The 19,783-nt window shown below is 68.7% G+C and carries 18 protein-coding genes and 1 tRNA gene; 13 read left to right on the forward strand and 6 right to left on the reverse strand.

The features are described from left to right. Window positions 1-69: 69 nt before the first annotated feature. The 13 genes from ACYCO6_RS29840 to ACYCO6_RS29900 all read left to right on the forward strand — a co-directional run bounded on the left by ACYCO6_RS29840 (window position 70) and on the right by ACYCO6_RS29900 (window position 12,686). On the forward strand, window positions 70-690 hold the full coding sequence (locus ACYCO6_RS29840; RefSeq protein WP_459766122.1) for a DUF1134 domain-containing protein: 621 nt from the start codon (window positions 70-72) through the stop codon (window positions 688-690). A 110-nt stretch (window positions 691-800) separates the two neighbouring features. After that, window positions 801-1,484, forward strand: coding sequence for a hypothetical protein (locus ACYCO6_RS29845; protein ID WP_459766124.1), 684 nt, complete (start codon window positions 801-803; stop codon window positions 1,482-1,484). Between the two features lie 143 nt (window positions 1,485-1,627). Next, on the forward strand, window positions 1,628-1,930 hold the full coding sequence (locus ACYCO6_RS29850; RefSeq protein WP_459766126.1) for a 3',5'-cyclic-nucleotide phosphodiesterase: 303 nt from the start codon (window positions 1,628-1,630) through the stop codon (window positions 1,928-1,930). Between the two features lie 110 nt (window positions 1,931-2,040). Further along, window positions 2,041-2,394 (forward strand): LPS translocon maturation chaperone LptM, encoded by a 354-nt coding sequence (lptM, locus tag ACYCO6_RS29855; RefSeq protein ID WP_459766128.1) that lies wholly within the window; start codon window positions 2,041-2,043, stop codon window positions 2,392-2,394. A gap of 140 nt (window positions 2,395-2,534) precedes the next feature. Beyond that, a complete protein-coding gene (lysA, locus tag ACYCO6_RS29860) occupies window positions 2,535-3,803 on the forward strand; it encodes a diaminopimelate decarboxylase (RefSeq protein WP_459766132.1) in 1,269 nt (422 codons plus the stop codon). Next, on the forward strand, window positions 3,800-4,660 hold the full coding sequence (locus tag ACYCO6_RS29865) for a glycosyltransferase family 2 protein (protein WP_459766134.1): 861 nt from the start codon (window positions 3,800-3,802) through the stop codon (window positions 4,658-4,660). The genes lysA and ACYCO6_RS29865 overlap by 4 nt, the downstream gene beginning before the upstream one ends. A gap of 12 nt (window positions 4,661-4,672) precedes the next feature. After that, window positions 4,673-4,764 (forward strand) — tRNA-Ser (locus tag ACYCO6_RS29870). A 942-nt stretch (window positions 4,765-5,706) separates the two neighbouring features. Beyond that, on the forward strand, window positions 5,707-6,792 hold the full coding sequence (locus ACYCO6_RS29875; RefSeq protein ID WP_459766136.1) for an efflux RND transporter periplasmic adaptor subunit: 1,086 nt from the start codon (window positions 5,707-5,709) through the stop codon (window positions 6,790-6,792). Beyond that, a complete protein-coding gene (locus ACYCO6_RS29880; RefSeq protein ID WP_459766138.1) occupies window positions 6,789-9,893 on the forward strand; it encodes an efflux RND transporter permease subunit in 3,105 nt (1,034 codons plus the stop codon). Before ACYCO6_RS29875 ends, ACYCO6_RS29880 begins: the two co-directional genes overlap by 4 nt. A gap of 75 nt (window positions 9,894-9,968) precedes the next feature. Continuing rightward, complete coding sequence (locus ACYCO6_RS29885) at window positions 9,969-10,511, forward strand: TetR/AcrR family transcriptional regulator (RefSeq protein WP_459766140.1); 543 nt, start codon at window positions 9,969-9,971, stop codon at window positions 10,509-10,511. 114 nt (window positions 10,512-10,625) lie between these two features. Further along, complete coding sequence (locus tag ACYCO6_RS29890; protein ID WP_459766142.1) at window positions 10,626-11,066, forward strand: MarR family winged helix-turn-helix transcriptional regulator; 441 nt, start codon at window positions 10,626-10,628, stop codon at window positions 11,064-11,066. A gap of 57 nt (window positions 11,067-11,123) precedes the next feature. Next, window positions 11,124-12,011, forward strand: a complete 888-nt coding sequence (locus ACYCO6_RS29895) for an alpha/beta fold hydrolase (protein ID WP_459766149.1) — start codon at window positions 11,124-11,126, stop codon at window positions 12,009-12,011. A gap of 186 nt (window positions 12,012-12,197) precedes the next feature. Then, a complete protein-coding gene (locus ACYCO6_RS29900) occupies window positions 12,198-12,686 on the forward strand; it encodes a DUF302 domain-containing protein (protein ID WP_459766151.1) in 489 nt (162 codons plus the stop codon). A 24-nt stretch (window positions 12,687-12,710) separates the two neighbouring features. Here ACYCO6_RS29900 and ACYCO6_RS29905 read toward each other — a convergent pair whose 3' ends face one another. From ACYCO6_RS29905 to ACYCO6_RS29930, 6 genes are all read right to left on the reverse strand, one after another. Then, window positions 12,711-14,048, reverse strand: coding sequence for an MATE family efflux transporter (locus ACYCO6_RS29905; RefSeq protein ID WP_459766153.1), 1,338 nt, complete (start codon window positions 14,046-14,048; stop codon window positions 12,711-12,713). Between the two features lie 128 nt (window positions 14,049-14,176). Next, on the reverse strand, window positions 14,177-14,758 hold the full coding sequence (locus ACYCO6_RS29910) for a PaaI family thioesterase (RefSeq protein ID WP_459766155.1): 582 nt from the start codon (window positions 14,756-14,758) through the stop codon (window positions 14,177-14,179). Further along, window positions 14,748-16,319 (reverse strand): DHA2 family efflux MFS transporter permease subunit, encoded by a 1,572-nt coding sequence (locus tag ACYCO6_RS29915; RefSeq protein WP_459766157.1) that lies wholly within the window; start codon window positions 16,317-16,319, stop codon window positions 14,748-14,750. Before ACYCO6_RS29915 ends, ACYCO6_RS29910 begins: the two co-directional genes overlap by 11 nt. Next, window positions 16,316-17,482, reverse strand: coding sequence for an HlyD family secretion protein (locus tag ACYCO6_RS29920; protein WP_459766159.1), 1,167 nt, complete (start codon window positions 17,480-17,482; stop codon window positions 16,316-16,318). The genes ACYCO6_RS29915 and ACYCO6_RS29920 overlap by 4 nt, the downstream gene beginning before the upstream one ends. 17 nt (window positions 17,483-17,499) lie before the next feature. Continuing rightward, window positions 17,500-17,985, reverse strand: a complete 486-nt coding sequence (locus ACYCO6_RS29925; protein ID WP_459766161.1) for a winged helix-turn-helix transcriptional regulator — start codon at window positions 17,983-17,985, stop codon at window positions 17,500-17,502. Between the two features lie 75 nt (window positions 17,986-18,060). Next, on the reverse strand, window positions 18,061-18,849 hold the full coding sequence (locus ACYCO6_RS29930) for an SDR family NAD(P)-dependent oxidoreductase (protein ID WP_459766164.1): 789 nt from the start codon (window positions 18,847-18,849) through the stop codon (window positions 18,061-18,063). Window positions 18,850-19,783 lie beyond the last annotated feature (934 nt).

The following is a 19,783-nucleotide window of genomic DNA, read 5'->3' on the forward strand; positions in this document are numbered from 1 at the left end:
GCCCGGCGGCACGAGAGCGGCACAGGTCCATCGCGCGAACCGTTAATCGAACCGGGCGAGGAGACAACGATGACGGCACGAGACGATCGCGGCACCAACCGCCGCCACCTGCTGCGCGCGGGCGTCGCCCTGACGCTCGGCGCCCCGCTGGCCGGCCTCGGCGCTCCCAGCGCAGCCCTGGCGCGCGGCGAGGATCGCGACACACCCGAAACCTTTCGCCCCGGCGAGATCGTGGAATCCGGCCACCGGTTCTTCGGCACGGTCTCGCGCGGCCTCGCGCTCACCGTCGAGGAGGCGGGCCGGCGCTGGGGCGAGCCGAACGGCTACATCCTCGGCCAAGAGGGCGGGGGCGCGGTGGTGGCCGGCGTCCGCTACGGGGAGGGCACGCTCTACACCCGCAACGCCGGCCAGCGGCGCATCTACTGGCAGGGCCCCTCCCTCGGCTTCGATGTCGGCGGCGACGGCGCGCGTACGATGATGCTGGTCTACAACCTGCCGAACGTGCGCGACCTGTACCGGCGCTTCGCGGGCGTCGACGGCTCGGCCTATCTGGTCGGCGGCTTCGGCATGACCGCGGTGGTGAACGACCGGATCATCGTGGTGCCGATCCGCAGCGGCGTGGGGGCACGCCTCGGCATCAATGTCGGTTATCTGAAATTCACCCGGGAACCGACCTGGAACCCGTTCTGATTGACAGGAGGGGCCGGATTTCACCCTGGCCACCGACCTGGGCTAGATATGGGATCGGGCCGGGCATTCCGGCTGCAAGCGCGGGCTATTCCCTCGTGATTGAAACGGTAATGATCTTCGCGCTGGGCTTCCTGGCGGCGAGCCTGTGCGGCCTCCTGCTGCTCCCGGCCCTCAACGCGCGCGCCGCGCGCCTGGCGCGGCGGCGGGCAGAGGCACGCCTGCCCCTGTCGCCGGCCGAGATTGCCGCCGAGCGCGACTTCCTGCGGGCACAGTTCGCCGTGCAGCAGCGCCGCCTGGAGCGCCGGGTGGAGACCGTGGAGGCCAAGCGCCAGGCCGACCTGGCGGCGATCGGGGCCGGCACGATGCGGGCGGCAGCCCTCGCCCGCGACATCGCCGTCCGCGACGCCGAGATCGCGCAGGCGCAGGCCAAGACCCGTGAGCTCGAGACCGAGCTGATCGTCGCCCGCGAGGACGGCACGGCGAGCCTCGCCACCCTCCAGGCCCTCGAAGAGGCCCATGCCGACCTCCTCGACAGCCTGCTGGCGCTGCGCCGGAACACCGCCTCGTCGCCCGGCCCCGATTCCGAGGCCCTCGCGGCCGAGCGCGACGATCTGCGCGCCAGCCTGAAGGCGGCCGAGGAGGCCTTGGCCCAGACGCTGGCGGATCGGCAATCCGGTGTCGAGCGGGAGAACGCGGAACTGCGCCGGCGCATCGTGGAGGTCGCCGACGCCCTCACGGGCCCGGGTCAGATGCCCCGGGCAGCCCACCCGGTTCCGCAACCCGAGCGCGTTTGACCGGGATCGCCGCCGAAGCGAGCCCTCGCCCCGAAATCCTGCCCGGAAACCTGCGACACGTGCCTTGTTTCGACCACGCAAAGGCATCATCGCAACCCGACTTGTCCTGCAGTTCTCAATTTCGACAGATGGTACGGATCCCCATGCGCCTGAAGCCGATCGTCCTCGCCGCCGCGGCAGCCGTCGCCCTGACGCTGCCGGCAGCGGCACAGCAGTCCAAGCGTGGCAACGAGACTCTGAAGAAGTACTGCACCGGCGATTACCTGACCTATTGCGGCAATCTGGCGCCTGACGATCCGGCCACGGATGCCTGCTTCCAGAAGAACTGGAAGAAGCTCAGCGAGAACTGCCGCCGCGCCATCGATGCCTACGAGGCCGAGCAGGAGCAGACCGCGCCGGGCAAGGGCCGGCAGGGCTCGCAAGGCGGCAAGGAGCGACGGGGCTGAGAACAGCCCGCTGTCGCGGGTGCGCGCTCGCGCCGGAGCGCGGCAACGGCTAAGGTAGCGCTCCCGCCGGCCCTCGCGTGCCGGCGCCGAGCCCGCCGGACCCTCGCGCGATGTTGTCGAATCCCGCCCTGAAGCTCCTCGCCGCGTCCGGCCTCATCGCCCTGGCGGTCTCCGCCTGTGGGCGGCGGGGCGCGCTCGAACCGCCGCAGACCTCGGCGCCGGTTGCACCCGTATCCGCGCAGGCAGGTTCGGACACGGTGAGCGGCCGCAGGACCCTCCCGGTCTCCGTGGGCCTCGGCGGCGGGGCGCCTGAGCCGGATCCAACCGCGGTGCGCGCAGGCGACGAACTCTCCGTCACGGCAGTGCCGCCGGGCGGCACCGAGGCGCCGGTGCAGACCAGCCGCGGCGCGCGGCGCGGCTACCGCGTCCCGAAGGAGCCTTTCATTCTGGATCCGCTGCTGTAGAGGGCGGAGGCCGGAGCGCCGCTCCGCGCCGTCGTCGTGCCGTACCTTCCGGTGAGCCGGAGCACGGCCGCGCCGGCCTGCGGCCGGGTGTTTCACGGGAAGCAGCCCGCGCTCCGGCGCGCAGACGAGACACGGCCGAGATGCACCACTTCCACTACCGCGACGGGCGCCTGCACGCCGAGGACGTCGATCTGACGGGCCTCGCCGCGGAGGTCGCGACCCCGTTCTACTGCTACAGCACCGCCACCCTGGAACGGCATTACCGGGTCTTCGCGGACGCCTTCGCGAGCGACGACGCGCTGGTCTGCTTCGCCATGAAGGCGAATTCGAATCAGGCGGTGCTGCGCACGCTCGCGGCCCAGGGGGCCGGGATGGATATCGTCTCCGGCGGCGAGCTGCACCGGGCGCTGGCCGCCGGCGTGGATCCCGGCAAGATCGTCTTCTCCGGCGTCGGCAAGACCCGCGCCGAGATGGAAGCGGCGCTCGAAGCCGGCATCTACTGTTTCAACGTGGAGAGCGAGCCGGAACTCGCGGCTCTGTCCGAGACGGCCGCAGGCCTCGGCCTGACGGCACCGGTCTCGATCCGGGTGAACCCGGACGTGGATGCCGGCACCCACGCCAAGATCTCCACCGGTAAGTACGAGAACAAGTTCGGCATCCCGATCACCCGGGCTCCGGCCGTCTACGCGGCCGCGGCGGCTCTGCCCGGCATCGCCGTGCACGGCGTCGACATGCATATCGGCAGCCAGATCACCGATCTGGCCCCGTTCGCCGACGCGGCACGGCTGCTCGCCAGCCTCGCCCGGGAGCTGATGGCGGCAGGCCATCCGCTCCGCCACATCGATTTCGGCGGCGGTCTCGGCATCCCCTACCGCGACGACAACGCCCCGCCGCCCGACCCGGCTGCCCTGGCGTCGACCCTGCGGCCGCACTTCGCCCCGCTGGGCCTGCGGCCGGTCTTCGAGATCGGCCGGATGATCGCCGGCAATGCCGGGATCCTGATGACCCGTGTGCTCTACGTGAAGCATACGGAAGGGCGCACTTTCGTGATCGTCGACGCGGCGATGAACGACCTGATCCGTCCGACCCTGTACGAGGCGTATCACGGGCTGCGCCCCGTCCTTGAGGCGGGACCGGATACGCCGCGCCTGATCGCCGACGTGGTCGGCCCCGTCTGCGAGAGCGGCGACTACCTCGCCCTCAACCGCGAGATGCCGTCGGTGCAGCCCGGCGACCTGATCGCCGTGATGAGCGCCGGCGCCTATGGGGCGGTCCAGGCCTGCACCTACAACACAAGGCCGCTGGTGCCGGAGGTGCTGGTGCGGGGAGACCGCGCCGCCGTGGTGCGCCCGCGTGTCGACGTCGAGGCGCTCATCGCCCTCGATCGGGTGCCGGATTGGCTGGAGTGAGCGGCGCACCTCTGAGCGCGTCCCCGTCCGCGCCTCCGGCGGCCGCCGCCGGCCCCCTGCCCCTGTCGATCTTCCTGATCGCGCACAACGAGGCGGACCGGATCGGCGCGACGATCCGTGCGGTGCGCAGCCTGACGGACGACCTCGTGGTGGTCGATTCGGGCTCCACCGACGGCACACAGGCGCTCGCGGCCTCTCTGGGGGCCCGGGTGATCCACAATCCCTGGCCCGGCTACGGCCCGCAGAAGCGCTTCGCCGAGGATCAGTGCCGGCATGTCTGGCTCCTGAACCTCGACGCCGACGAGGTGGTGCCGGAGGATCTCGCCCGGGAGATCCGCGGCCTGTTCGCGGCGGGCGAGCCGCGCCGGCCCGCCTGGCGGATCGGCATCGCGGAGATCTTTCCCGGGGAGACGCGACCCCACCCGTTCGCCTACACGCTCACGCCCGTGCGGCTCTACCGCAAGGACCGGGGCCGCTACTCGGTCTCGCCGGTCCACGACCGGGTCGCGCTGGAGCCGGGGGTGGCGCCCGGGCGGCTCAGGGGCGTGGTCCACCATTTCTCGGTGCGCTCGCTCGGCGACCAGCTCGACAAGCTCAACCGCTACTCCGACCAGCAGGCGGACGATCTGGAGGCGCGGGGCGTGGTGATCCCGACCTGGCGGGTCTTCGTCGAGCTGCCGGGCAATTTCCTCAAGGCGTATCTCGGGCGCCGCCATTTCGTGCGCGGCACCTACGGCTTCCTGACGGCGATGAATTACGCGATCTCGCGGCACCTGCGCATCGCCAAGCACGTCGAACGCCGTCGCTTGGCGGCCACCCGTCAGGATCGGGTTGACCCGCCCGATCCGACCTTCTAGAGCCAAGGCGCCGGAGACGTGGCCGAGCGGCTGAAGGCACTCGTTTGCTAAATGAGCATACCCAGAAATGGGTATCGAGGGTTCGAATCCCTCCGTCTCCGCCATTTAAGGCGGCCAACCCTCTGACATGATTGGTGTTTTTTGGCCAATCATTGTGAAGGCCCCAACTTAGGCCCCAACAAAGACCATGGATCTGGGTGGACTACCGTGGACGCAGTACGGTGTCGCTGCGATTGTCGCCTGCCTCTAATCAGCGTACCTCAGCGGCTCGGGTGCACATGGAGACGAATCACTGGACCGCTATGCATGCTGCGTTCGCTAAGCCGAACGATGTGGAATGGCCCGTGAGGCCGGCAGGCAGTTGGTGATCTTGTGATCGTTGTGATCGCCTCCTGCAGCGAAGTCTCAAACCGGCGGCGTGTTCGCGACCGTGGCTGTGAGCGAAGCCGAGTGCGGTGGGCCACTCGTTTGAGCGGTTCTGCTGCTGCTTGCGCGCTCGCGGTTGTGCACCCTTAAAAAGGGACCGACTTTTTATTCGGAAATGGGGTTTGCCTCGAATGACGGCGGCACACCAGCGCTGCACAAAAGGCCCATTTTTGGTTAGCGATGGCGCGCGGCCGGAGTCGTTAAGGTCCTGTGGAGCCCTGCTGAAGCGTCAGTTCATACCCTAAGCAGGTCCTTGGATCGTCCGCTTCCGGGAAGTTCGGCTAAGCGGCATAGGGGTGACGGGTCTGGCCGAAAGCCGTCAGTCCGCCTCCGTCAACGAAAGCAAACATGCAGACCTTCGCAAGGTCTCGAAGCGCTGCCTAAGCGCACTTGGCGCGCAGGACCCGTTCGCGGGCGCAACGGGCGCCGCCTCGGCGGCCACTCCGGCGGCCCAGAAGCTTAGATCCGCCCCCGACTATGCTGACCCGGCTGACCGGTCCTCCAGGGCTGCGCGACGCAAGTGCGACTCCACACAGCTAGCGGGAGGGCCCGTTGACCGGATGCGCGCGGCCACATAAATGATGATCATCATATTTAAGCGCTTACCGCGGAGGCGGGCGATGAACGCGAGATGGTTGCTTGGGCTTCCTGCACTGGCTCTCGCGGCGTGCTCGCCGGCCGAGACCGCCGTGCCTCCGGAGCCGCCGCTGGTGCAGATCGTCGAGGTCGCCCCGGCAACAGTGGGCATCGCGCGCTACACCGGCGTCATCCGGGCCCGCACCGAGAGCAACCTCAGCTTCCGGGTCGGCGGCAAGATCTTCGAACGCCTCGTCGATCCGGGCGACCATGTGCGCCTAGGTCAGCCCCTGATGCGCCTCGATCGGACGGACTTCACCCTGGCGCTCAACGCGGCCCGGGCCTCCGTCGAGGCGGCCCGGGCGCAGATGATCAAGGCCAAGGCCGACGAGGAACGCAGCCGCAAACTCGTGGGCGACGGCTGGACGTCTAAGCAGACCTACGACCAGAACAAGGCCGCGGCGGACGCCGCCATAGCCCAATTCGCCAACGCCGAGGCCCAGGCGAGCCAAGTCGCCAACCAAGCTGGCTATTCCGAGCTCCAGGCTGATGCCAACGGCGTCGTAATGGAGGTGCCGACCGAACCCGGTCAGGTGGTGACCGCTGGGCAGACCGTCGTGAAGCTGGCGCGCGACGGCGCTCGTGAGGCTGAGGTGTTCCTGCCCGAGGCGAACAGGCATCTGGCCCAAGGCACGGCCTCCGCAGAGCTCTACGCCGAGGGTGAGACCACCTATACGGCCCGGCTACGCGAGTTGTCCGCCACCGCCGACCCGGCCACCCGCACGTACCGGGCGCGCTACATCCTCTCGGGCGGGGGCGAGGATGCGCCGCTCGGGGCGACCGTGACGCTCCGGCTCAAGCCGGCGGATGCCGGGCGTACGACGTCGGTCGACGTACCGCTCGGAGCCCTCTTCGACATCGGACAGGGCGCGGCGGTCTGGAAGTTCGACGCCGACACCAAGACCGTCACCGCCCAGCCGGTCTCCGTCGGCCGCCTGTCCGAGGAGGGCGCCGAGGTCGTCTCCGGCCTCAGCCCCGGCGACCGGATCGTGTCGCTCGGCGCTCACCTCCTGAAGGCCGGCCAGGCAGTGCGGCAGGCCCCCTCAAGCCTGACGGGAGTCGTCCGATGAATGGCTTTAACCTCTCCGCCCTGGCGGTCCGGGAGCGGGCGGTCACGCTCTTCCTCATCATCGCGGTGACCGCCGCCGGCTTCTTCGCCTTCCAGAAGCTCGGCCGCGCCGAGGATCCGGCCTTCACCGTCAAGACGATGGCGGTCTCCGCCGCGTGGCCCGGCGCGACCACCTCGGAGATCCAGCGGCAGGTGGCCGACCCGCTGGAGAAGCGCCTGCAGGAGCTCGTCTACTACGACCGGGTCGAGACTACGGTCCGGCCCGGTGTCATGCTGATGAAGGTCTACTTCAAGGACAGCATGCCGCCGGCCAAGCTGCAGGAGCAGTTCTACCAAGCCCGCAAGAAGCTCTCCGACCAGGCGTCCGGCCTACCGCGTGGCGTGCTCGGCCCGCTGTTCAACGATGAGTTCTCGGACGTCTACTTCGCGCTCTACGCGCTCCAGGCGCAAGGTCTGCCGCACCGGCACCTCGTGCTGCGCGCTGAGGACCTGCGCCAGCGCCTCCTGCGCGTCCCCGGCGTCGAGAAGATCAACATCCTCGGCGAGCAGGCCCAGAAGATCTTCGTCGAGGTCTCCTACCAGCGCCTCGCGACGCTCGGCATCACCGGCCAGCAATTGCTGGCGGCGCTGGCCAACCAGAACGACGTGACGCCGGCCGGCTTCGTCGAGGCCGACGGCCCGCGAGTGTATCTGCGCCTCGACGGCGCCATCGACGGCCTCGACGCGATCCGCAACCTGCCGGTGGCGGCGGGCGAGCGCAGCCTCAAGCTCGGCGACATCGCGGAGGTGAAGCGCGGCTACGAGGACCCGAAGACCTTCGCAATCCGCAACGACGGCGAGCCGGCCCTGATGCTCGGCCTCGTGATGAAGCCCGGCTTCAACGGTCTCGCCCTCGGCGAAGCGTTGAACGCCGAGGAAGTGGCGATCCACCACGAACTCCCGGCCGGCATCACCTTCACCAAGATCACCGACCAGGCGAAGGTCATCGACGATGCCATCCACGAGTTCATGGTGAAGTTCTTCACCGCCCTCTCGGTGGTCATCCTTGTCAGCCTCGTCGCCCTAGGCCTTCGGGTTGGCATCGTCGTGGCGCTCGCCGTGCCGCTCACCCTCGCTGCCGTGTTCGTGGTCATGATGGTCACCGGTCGCGACTTCGACCGCATCACGCTCGGCGCGCTGATCATTGCGCTGGGCCTGCTCGTCGATGACGCCATCATCGCCATCGAGATGATGGTGGTGCGCATGGAGGAAGGTGCCGACCGCATCGAGGCGGCGACCCACGCCTGGAGCGCCACCGCGGCGCCGATGCTTACCGGCACGCTCGTTACCATCGCCGGCTTCCTGCCGGTCGGCTTCGCCGCTTCGACGGCGGGCGAGTATGCCGGCAACATCTTCTGGGTGGTCGGCTTCTCGCTGATCGTCTCGTGGATCGTGGCCGTGACCTTCACGCCCTACCTCGGCGTCAAGCTGCTGCCGGACATCGAGCGGGTGGAGGGCGGGCACGAGGCGATCTACGCCACGAAGAACTACCAGCGGCTGCGCCGCGTGGTCCGCGCCTCCGTCGATCATAAGTGGCTGGCGGCCGGTATCACCGTCGCCCTGTTCGCGGCGGCCGTCGTCGGCATGGGCAAGGTCGAGCAGCAGTTCTTCCCAAACTCCGAGCGCCCCGAACTCATCGTCGAGGTGACCCTGCCCACCGGCTCCGCGTTCGCCACCACCGAGGCCAGCGTCAGGAAGGTCGAGGCTGCCGTCCGACAACTGCCGGAGGCGCGCGAGATCACCAGCTACATCGGCCAGGGCATGCCTCGCTTCGTGCTCTCGTTCGACCCGGAGCTGCCGGATCCGGCCTTCGCGCAGATCGTCGTCCAGACCGCCGATGCGGCCGCGCGCGACGCGCTCCGCATCAAGCTTCGCAAGCTTGTGAGCGACGGGCTCTTCCCCGAGGCGCGGGTGCGCGTGCTGCAGATCGTCTTCGGGCCGCCGATCCGCTTCCCCGTCGCGTTCCGGGTTGTCGGACCCGACCCCGACGTCATCCGCGGCATCGCCGCAGAGGTCAGGGACGTCATGATGGCCAACCCCAACATGCGGCTGGTGCACCTCGACTGGAGCGACAGGACGCCGAGCCTGCACCTCGCCCTCGACCAGGAGCGCCTGCGTCTGATCGGCCTGACGCCCAAGGAGGCCGGCCAGCAGCTGCAGAGCTACCTCAACGGTACGCCCGCGACACAAGTCCGCGAGAATCTGCGCACGGTCGACGTGCTGCTGCGCAGCCCCGGTCCGGAACGGCGGTCCCTCGGGGAGATAGGCGACCTGACCCTGACCACGCACGACGGGCGCCAAGTGCCGGTCTCGCAGGTCGGCCGCCTTGAGAGCCGCAGCGAGGACGCGGTGCTCAAGCGCTACAATCGCGAGACCTACATCCGCGTCCAGGGCGACGTGCTCGACGGCAAGCAGCCGCCGGACGTCCACGCGCAGATCTTCCCTGAGCTCGACGCGATCAAGGCGAAGCTGCCGCCCGGCTACCGCATCGACACGGCTGGCGCGGTAGAGGAGAGCGCCAAGGCGATGAACGCGCTCGTGGCGGTGTTTCCGCTGATGCTGATCGTCACGCTGACCGTCATCATGCTGCAAGTCCGCTCGTTCACCACCATGTTCATGGTGTTCGCCACCGCGCCCCTCGGCCTGGTGGGCGCAGTCCCAACGCTGCTGATCTTCCACCAGCCCTTCGGCTTCAACGCGATCCTCGGGCTGATCGCGCTGTCGGGCATCCTGATGCGCAACACTCTGATCCTGGTGGACCAGATCCACCATGACCGCGCGGCGGGCCTGTCGGATTACGACGCCATCGTCGAGTCGACGGTGCGGCGGGCCCGTCCGGTCATCCTGACGGCCGCTGCCGCGATGCTCGCCTTCATCCCGCTCACCCATTCGGTGTTCTGGGGGGCGCTGGCCTACGTGCTGATCGGTGGCGTCGGGGTTGGGACCCTGCTCACCCTGCTGTTCCTGCCCGCCCTCTACGCCCTCTGGTTCCGGGTGGGGCGTGCGCCACGCCCGGCGGAGGTCGCCGCCGCAGCGGGCACTCCGGCCGGCCTCGCGTCCTGACGAAGTGCCCTGCGCGGCGTCTTCAATAAATGACGCCGCGCATCTATATAGAGGATCTTACCGAAGGATCAGGCCATGCCCCGCGTGTCCCAGGAACAGGCCAAACTGAACCGGCAGCGAGTCGTCGAGGTGGCGGCGGCCCTGTTTCGTGAACGCGGACTGCACGGGGTCGGGGTCGTCGACATCATGGCCTCCGCCGGGCTGACCCATGGCGGCTTCTACGGCCAGTTCGCCAACAAGGATGCCCTGGCGGTCGAAGCCCTCGACTCCGCGCTGGCGGAGGAGCGCCGGGGGAAGGGCGATGCCCTCATCCCGACCTACCTGTCGCTCGCGCATGTCCGGGACCCGGGGAAGGGATGTCCGCTCGCCGCCCTCGCGAACGATGTGGCGCGGGAGGCGCCGGGGAGCCCCATGCGGGCCCACTTCACGAAGGGTGTCGAGGGCCTCGCCTCCATCCTCGCCGGGCTGACGCCACGGCTCTCGAAGGAGCGGCGGCGCCAGCAATCCCTTGCCGCCCTCTCGACGCTCGTGGGCGCTGTGGTCCTGGCGCGCGCCGTCGATGACGAGGCCTTGGCGAAGGAGTTGCTCGAAGCGGCGACCGCATCGGCGACGCGCTGACGGCGGACGGACCGTGACCCTCCGAACCCGGTGATCCTGTCACCGGGGACCGGGCAACGCCACTGGCGTCGCCCCCTCATTGTCCACGCAGCAAGACCGAACGCTGAGGCTTGGATGCCGACCGAGATCGTCGAAGAGATGGCACGGCACTGTTTTCTGTCGCGCTCGCGGCTGCTGTCCCGGGCCGTGACGGCGATCTACGACGAGACGTTGCGGCCCCTTCGAATCCAAGCCTCGCAGTTTTCGCTTCTCGTGCTGATCGCCAAGATCGGGCCCGCCCGGCGCGCCGACATGGCTCGCGTCAACCAGCAGGACCGCTCCACGCTCACCCGCAACTTGCGGATCATGCTGCGCGAGGGCTGGATCGACGAAGTGCCGGACAAGAACGGCAAAGGGCGCCTCGTGCAAGTCTCCGAACGAGGGCTGCACCTCCTGTCGGAGGCAGCTCCGGCCTGGCGCGAAGCGCAGGTCCAGGCAACGGCGCTGCTCGGGCCGGCGGGCAGCGGGGCGGTGGCGGAGATCGGCACCCGCCTGTTCAACGAAGAGCCCGCGTAAGCTCGTGCTCTGTTTGTTGCATATACAGCTTTGATCGTGAGGGCAGGAGGACAAGCCATGAGTGTCGACGATGATCATCTCACCTATACGCGCCGCTGGATGTCCGCCGACGCCGTCACGTTCGTGCGCCTGGGGACGGGCGAGCGCCTGCGCTACGTGAAGACCGGGTCGGGACCCGACCTCGTCCTGATGCACACCGTGCGCACGCAGCTCGATCTGTTCCAGTTCGTCATCCCGCGCCTCGCCCAGCAATTCACGGTCTACGCCTTCGACCTGCCGGGCTTCGGCTGGTCGGACATCCACGACGATGCCGTGCCCGACGAGCCGAGCCTGCGCGCCAAGATCAAGGACGCCCTGACGATTCTGGGAATTGAGCACCCGATCCTCGTCGGCGAGTCGATCGGTGCGACCCTGGCACTTTCCATCGCCGCGGATCTCGGGAGCGCGGTGGACCGCGTGGTGGCGTTCAACACCTACGATTACCGGCCGGGCCTGGAGCGGGCGAACCTGCTGGCCTCGGTCATTGTGAAGAGCGTCCGCGCACCGGTCGTCGGCCCGATCTTCGCCGCGCTGGAGAACCGCCAGATCCTGGCCGGCATCATGAGCGGAGGCGTTCACGACCCGAAGGTGTGGCCGGCCGATCTCCTTGACGAGTTCGCCCGCGTGGGCAAGCGGCCGGGCTATTCGCGGGTTGCGCGCGGGGTGATGAAAGCCCTGCCGAGCTTCGTGGCCGCGCGGCAGCTCTATCCGCGCATCCGCGTTCCGGTCACGCTGGTGTGGGGGGACAAGGACTGGTCGAACCTCGAGGATCGCGCCGGCGTGGAGCGCGCAGTGCCATCCCGCCAGGTGCTGACGCTGCCGAAGACGGGACACTTCATCTCCGTCGAGAGGCCGAGCGAGTTCGCCGACATCGTCATTGAGGCGGCGAAGCCGAGCCGCCCGTGACGGTGTACGATCCGCTAGGCGCGTTCGACTTGAGGGATCCCGAACACCCTCGACGCAGAATGACCCAGACACGCCCTCGTCCCCATCGTCGCGCCCTGCTCGTCGACTCCGTCCTCACGGCCTTCAGGCAAGCGGTTTCGGCGCCGGACGCGCCAAAAGGACACATCGCCTACGGGAGCAAGCCCGGTGAAACCTCAAGCAACATCGACGACCGTCACAATCGAGCACGTCGTGATCCACTCGGGCCGCTCCTTCGATGCGGTTCGCACGGCACTGGAAGCCGCGCTCCCGCCCATCGATCCCCGATACGCTACCCTGGTCGAGAGTGGGGAGACCGATGCCGCACGGACGCTCCTGGAGCAGGGCGTGCCCCTCTCGATCTTCGGATCGCGGAATCACGGGGCCCTGCTGCGGATCGCCGGACTGGAGCGGAAGGCCATCCAGTACGACATCGGCAATCCGTTTACGGCGTCCCGCATGACCCGTCACGCGCTCTCGGCCGCCCTCTATGCGCCGATCCGCGTCCTGTTGCGCGAGGATGCCGACGGTCGCGCTGTGTTCGAGTACGACAGCCCGGCTACGACCTTCGGACAATTCGGCGACTCGAACATCGATCTCGTTGCCCGTGATCTCGACGTTCAACTCCGCTCCGCACTCCTCGCGGTCGCCGGGTAAGCGACTGGCACCCCCGGGGGTCAGTCATGTCCGAAGCGGTGCCGGGGGCAGAGCGGTCGCATCACGGTGCTGTCTCAGCCACGCCCCGGATGCCAAGGTGCCGGCATTAACGAGGGCCATGGTGGCGAGGCCCGCCCCGAGGGCGAAGAACAGGCCAGCCAGTCCGAAGCCGAGGCGCAGGGCGAGCACACCGCCGACGAGCGAGACCGTCACCCTGAGTACGCCCGCCACCAGCGGCCAACCCACCTGTCCGGCACCCTGGGCGGCGAAGTAGAGGGCTAGCCCGACGCCGAAGAGGCCATAGAAGGGTCCGACGAGACGAAGATATTGCGCACCCACGGCGAGCATGCCGCTGTCCTCGCCGAACAGGTGCAACCAGACCTCGGGCCGAAGCGCTGCGCCGAGCCCGATGCTTTCGGCGAGGAGGCCAGCAATCACCGCCCCCGTCCAGGCCACCTGCTGGGCGCGGGCCGTGTCTCCCGCGCCCACCGCCGTTCCGACCATCGCGGCCAACGGTGCCCCGAGGCCAAACACCATTGGCACCAGCAGGTATTCGAGCCGCGCCCCCGTGCCGTACCCCGCCACCGCTGCCGGCCCAGCCGTGCCCACGAGGCCTGTGGCCGTAGCGATAGTCACGTTCGTGGTCGCGCTCACGGCGGCGGATACGACACCGATCCGCAAGATCGACCCGAGCGCCCGGCTCGACAGGACCGGCGGTCGGACGGGAGGATGCAATACTCCGCGCCCAGACCAGAGGTAGGTGGCGAAGACGACGGTACCTGCCGCGTAGTAGGCAAGGACCACGACCGCTCCGCCGACCACACCGAGCCGCGGCAGGGGACCGAGGCCGAAGATCAGCGCGGGGGAGAGCGGGATGAGGGCCGCTGTGCCCGCGCACATCACCCCAGCTGGAAGCAGCATGTTGCCGGTGCCGCGGATCACGGCGGCGAGCGCGTTGAACAGCCAGAGCAGCAAGGCGCCAGCGAAGACCACATTCGAGTAGGCGAGCGCCGCCGCGAGCGAGGCTCCGCTCCCGCCCATGGCGGCGTAGAGGTGCGGGCCGGCCAGGACGGCCGCGGCGGTGGTGAGAGCGCCGAGGCCGAGCGCGATCGCCACCGCGTGCCAGACCAGACCGTTCGCCTCCTCCGGCCGGCCTCCGCCCAGCGCCCGCGAGACGGCCGAGAGCATGCCGCCGCCGACCGCGCCGGCCGAGATCATCTGGACAAGCATCAGCATCGGGAAGACCAGGGCCATGCCGGCCAGGGCATCGGTGCCCAGCTGAGAGATGAAGTACGTTTCGATCAGGCCAGTCGAGGCCTGGGCCGTGGTCATCAGGACGTTGGGGCCAGCGAGGCGCGCCATGGTTCCGAGGACGGGCCCCCGTAGCAGGCGTTCCGTCCGCACGTCCCGCGCAAGGGGCATCCCGCTGCCCGGACCGCGCGGACCGGGAACGATCCCAGATCCCGTCGCCGGGGGCTGCCGAGCGTCCGTCATGAGATCCGGGTCCACGCCTCGAGGACCGGATCCATGTCCGGGGGCGGCGTGTCGCTCCGGGTCGCGGCGTCCAGGAGAAGGCAGGTGGTGCTCGCCGTGGCGCAGAGGCGGCCCGCCCCGTCGCTGAGCCTCGCCTCGGCCACCGCCTGCCGACGTCCCGCGTGGACGATCTCTCCGACCGCCGTGAGCGGCCCGGATGCGGCCGTCACTGCGCGCAGGTAGTTCACCTTGATCTCAAGCGTGGTGTAGCCGCGACCCAGGGGCAGCGTGGAATGCACGGCGCAGCCCATCACGCTGTCGAGGAGGGATGCGAGCGCACCGCCATGGATAGAGCCGAGCGGGTTGTAGAGATACTCGCCCGGCTCCATCCGCATCGTCACCTCACCCGGTTCGGCCGAGACGAGATCGATGCCGAGCAGGGCGATCAGCGGCGGAGGCGGCACCTCCCCGGCCATCATCGCCCGCAGGAAGGTGAGGCCGTCGAGTTTGTGCCCGGCCCGCGCCACGACGGCGGGATCGGCCCATTCCACGACGCGACGGCGCTGCGGTGCGGGGTCGAGGGGGGTGTCAGTGGGCATCGGCGACCGGTCCTTTCGGAGGGCCGACCTTGCGCATCAGCGGCACGAGGGCGGTGGCGAGGGCGAAGCAGGCCGCTATGACGACGAAGGCGTCCGCGTAGGTCATGGTCTGTGCCTCCCGGTAGGTTAGCGACCAGAGCTGCTTGAGGGCCGCCGCATGGCCGTGGGCCGGGTCGCCGGCGAAGCCGCTCGCAATCCGCGCCTCCATGCCGCGCAGGCTCGCGAGCATCGCCGGGTTCGTCGGATTGAGATGCTCGGCGAGCCGCAGGAAGTGCAGGTTGGTGCGGTCGTTGAGGATCGTCGCGCAGGCCGCGATGCCGATGGCGCCCCCTAAGTTGCGCATCAGGTTGAACAAACCGGAGGCGAGCTTCAGCTTGGCCGGGGCGAGGCCGCCCAGCGTCAGCGTGACCGTCGGCGCCACAGCAAACTGCTGCGCGAAGCCCCGCATCGCCTGCGGCCAGAGCAGTTCGCGCCAGCCCCAATCATAGGTGATCGGCGTGAACGACCACATGCTCACGCCAAACAGGCCAAGCCCGAACATCATCAGCCAGCGCAGATCGATGCGCTTCGCAAGGATCGCGTAGATCGGGATCGCCATCACCTGGAACACGCCGGTCGAGAACACGGCGAGCCCGATCTGCAGGGCCGAGAAACCGCGCACGCGGCCGAGGAACAGCGGCGTGAGGTAGATCGTGGCGAAGATGCCTATGCCGGTGACGAAGGAGAACAAGCAGCCGAGGGCGAAGTTTCGGCTCTTCAAGGCCGTCAGGTCAACGATCGGGTGGGCATAGGTCAGACTGCGCCAGAGGAAGCCGATCCCGGCAACGCCCGAAACCCACGCCGTCGTGCGGATGGTGGCATCCTCGGTCCAGTTCCAGCGAGGACCCTCTTCCAGCGTGTATTCGAGGCAGCCGAGAAACAGCGCCATCAGGGCGATGCCCAGCCAGTCCGCGGTCTTCAGGAGCGCCGGCTCCGGCTCGTCGACCCGCACCATCAGCGGCACCACGACGGCGACGAAGATCCCCGGCACGAGATTGACGAAGAACAGCCAGTGCCAGGAGTAATTGTCGGTGATCCAGCCGCCGACCGTCGGCCCCAGCGTCGGGGCGAGGGAGGAGAGCGCCCCGATCGTCGCGGCGGCCACGACCATCCGCTTGCCGGGGAAGAACGCAAAGGCCGTGGTGAAGACGGTCGGGATCATCGAGCCGCCGAGGAACCCCTGGAGCGCCCGGAAGGCGATCATGCTCTCGATGTCCCAGGCCCAGCCGCACAGCAGGCTGGTGGCGGTGAAGCCGGCGGCCGAGGCGCAGAACAGCCAGCGGGTCGACATCACCCGGGCGAGGAAGCCCGAGAGCGGGATCACGATGATCTCGGCGATGAGGTAGCTGGTCTGCACCCAGGCAACCTCGTCCGGGCTCGCAGAGAGGCCACCGCCGATCTCCTTCAGGGAGGCCGAGACGATCTGGATGTCGAGGAGCGCGATGAAGAAGCCGACGCACATCACCGCGAAGGCGAAGACCTTCTGAGCCTCGCTCAGGGATGCGGGGCCGGCGGCGCTCACCGGATCAGCGCCCCGACGACGAGCCCGGCGCCGGGCGCGGGCGCGTCGCCCTCCGGCGATCCGCCCCGGCGGTCGACGGAGGCGGTTACCGAAAGGCCCGGGCGCAGGCGCCCGAGGCGTCCACCCGTGCCGTCGAGGCGGATCCGCACCGGCACTCGCTGGACGATCTTGGTGAAGTTGCCGGTGGCGTTCTCCGGGGGCAGCACGCTGAACTGCGCTCCCGTGGCCGGGGCGAGGCTCTCGACATGGCCGGTGAAGGTCTCGCCCGGCAGCACGTCCGCCACGATGCCGACGCTCTGGCCCGGACGCATCTCGGCGAGTTGGCTCTCCTTGAAGTTTGCGTCGACCCAGAGCCCGTCGGCCGGCACGAGAGCGATCAGCCCGGCGCCGGGCGTGGCATAGGAACCTAGGCGGGCGCTGCGGTTGCCCACCACGCCGTCGGCCGGCGCGCGGATCTCCGTGTAGCCGAGGTTGAGCCGCGCGGCGTCGCGCTCGGCCACGGCCTGCGCCCGGGCGGCATCCGCCTGCCGGCTCTGTGTGTCGATGACGGCGATCCGCCGCTCGGCGGCATCGAGGCTGGCTTGGGCCTTGGCTACGGCGGATGCGGCCTTCTTGTCGTCGGCATCGGCCTGCTGGAAACGTTGCTCGGAGGCGTAGCTCTTCGCCGAGAGCTGGCGGTAGCGGTCGACGTCGAACCGCGTCCGGGCCGCCTCGGCCTCGACCCCGGCCAGGTCGGCGCGGCTCTGCGCGATCACCGCATCCTGCAGGCGCCGGGTGGCGGCGAGGTTGAGGAGAGTGGCGTCCTGGCCCGCCACCGACGCCTCGGTCCGGGCGAGGGCGGCGCGGTAGTCCCGGTCGTCGAGGCGGATGAGGAGGTCGCCGGCGCGGATGCGCTGGTTGTCCCGGACCAACACCTCGGCCACGACGCCCGAGACCCGGGGAGCGATCACCGTGACGTCGCCGCCGACATAGGCGTCGTCGGTACTCTCGATGAACCGACCGGTCTCCCACCAGAAGCGGCCGTAGAGCCCGCCTCCAACCAGCGCCAGGAGAGCGAAGCCGCTGAGCGCGGCGCGCTGGCGCGATAGTGGCCGCCCGGGTGCCGCGAGACCCTCCTTGCTGTCGTTCTTCACGAACGCATCGATCGTCGCGGCTTCGCCCATGCCCGTGGCCTCCGGTTTTAGATCGTGGTCGGCCGCTCGAAGCGGCTCCGAAGCCTCTCGCTGGCGGCCGGACCCGCCGCCACGCGGACACCCTCTTCCAGGGGACGGCCCGTCCGCCGGTCCACCACTACGGGATCGACGGGCAGGCCCGTGGCGGGGTCGGTCAGCACCACGCTTGCTCCTTCGGGGGCGAGGTGGCGGTTGCCCCAGGCGAACAGTGTCCAGAGAACCGGCCGGAAATCCCGGCCCTTCTCGGTCAGGACGTATTCGTACCGGGGCGGCCGCTCCTGGTAGAGCCGCCGCTCCATTAGTCCGGCCTCGCACAGGGCCTTGAGGCGCCGCGTAAGCATGTTCGGCGCGATCCCCAGGCTCTGCTCGAACTGGTCGAACCGGGTCAGCCCGTAGAAGGCGTCCCGGAGGATGAGGATGCTCCACCACTCGCCGACCCGCTCCAGGGAACGGGCGACGGGACAGGGCATCTGGTCGAAGGGCGTGCGTTGCATGCCCCATGATGGCCGAGTAACTTTCATTATGCAAGTAACTCGGCGCGATGCGACTCGGCCCGCCTCGGGCCCGGGTCATGCGGAGGCGCGGTAGCGCTCCGCGGCGTGGGACTGCGCGAAGTTCGGGACCATCGCGATCCGTGCGGCCTCGAAGGCGGCCCACTGGCCAGCATCGGGGAGCGGCGGGATCGTCACGTCCTCGCGGTGGTCGAAGCCCTGGAGCGCCGCATCGACGAGTTCGCCAACCTCCATCACGCCTTGGAGCGTGTTCACATCGCGCCCGGAGCGCTCCCAAATCTCGGTCCGGGTCGCCGCCGGCAGGACAGCCTGGACGTAGACGCCCTTCGGACCAAGCTCGCGCTGGAGGCCCTGGCTCAGGAACAGCATGTAGGACTTGGTCGCCCCGTACACGGTCATGCCGAACTCGGGGGCGAGGCCAACGACGGAACCGATATTCACGATGGCCCCTGACCCCGTCTGCACGAAGCGCGGCGCGACGGCGCTGGCGAGCCGCGTTGGCGCGGTGACGTTGAGCGCGACGAGCGCTGCCGCCGCCGCAGGATCCTGATCGAGGAAGCCCCCGTGCCCGGCTGCGCCGGCATTGTTTACCAGCACACCGAGGCGCGCATCCTCTCGGAGCCGTGCCTCAATCCGCAGGAGATCGGCCTCGGCCGTGAGATCGGCGGGGAGCACGTCGATGGCGACGCCTGTCTCGGACCGCAGCCGGTCCGCCAGAGCCGTGAGGCGCGCATTGTCCCGCGCAACGAGGACGAGGTCGTGGCCGCGGCGGGCGAAGCGGTCGGCATAGGTGGCGCCGATGCCGGAGGAGGCGCCGGTGATCAGGACGGTGGACTTGTCGCTCATGGTCGGAGGGCCCATCTGTTAAACATGACGGTCATCATGTTATTTAAAGATGAGGATCATCATGAATGCGGTCAAGGCAATCCTCTTCGGTAAGGGTGAGGTTGCGCACACGAAGGTCAGCCGAGAGTAGGTCGCGGAGAACCGCCAGACGATCCGGGCTGCCCCATTCGCGCGTGGCGTCAAGGCGGTGAGCGTCGCGGGGGTGAAGGCCGACGGACTAACTCATGATGGCTTCTACAAGCACTTCGCGCTGAAGGACGACCTGATCGCCGAAGCGCTGGCAGAACCCGCGGTGGCGCCCCCCGTCGCGCCCCTTTCGGCGGAGGCGGTCCGGCAACCGCTCCAGACTTCGTGCGGCGATGACGAAGGACTTAAGACAGCCAGACCGAGCTGCTTGCCCGGAGGCCAAGTTGAAGGATCCGCAGGCGATACGGCGTGCCTCTATTGGTGATTGGTCCGCTCCCGTCGAAAATCGCGTCCTGTCGCGCCCTAGCGAAGAGCCAGCACTTTCGGACGAAATTCTCGCAGAAACGCGTATTTGGCTGGACTCCCGTTCGGGACGATGGGGCGGCTTACCGGTGTCTCAGTTCTAACGTCTGCTTCCGGGAGATTGTGTTGAAAAACTCGAAAGCGGGTCGAAGCAGCGGTGCCGACAAAGGCAACTGGAGAAGCTTCTGCTATTGCGTTGCTCAGAAGCCGCCGCGATCGTTGTTCGGTGTCGCGGACGAGAGATGAATATTCCCCAGATCGATGCCTTGGATAATGCCTGAGGCGCTCCTTCCGAGTTTTTCGACACCATCGGGAGCGCGCGGACCTTGCCGTATCGGCTAAAATGGGCGCGAAGCCGAACCTTCGATTCTGCGAGCGATGGCGATCCGGTGTGACGTAGTCTGGCCGTAAGCGAAATGGCTGCTTCGGAGAAGGGCTGCCGGAA

The sequence above is a fragment of the Methylobacterium sp. CM6257 genome, from assembly GCF_054611515.1.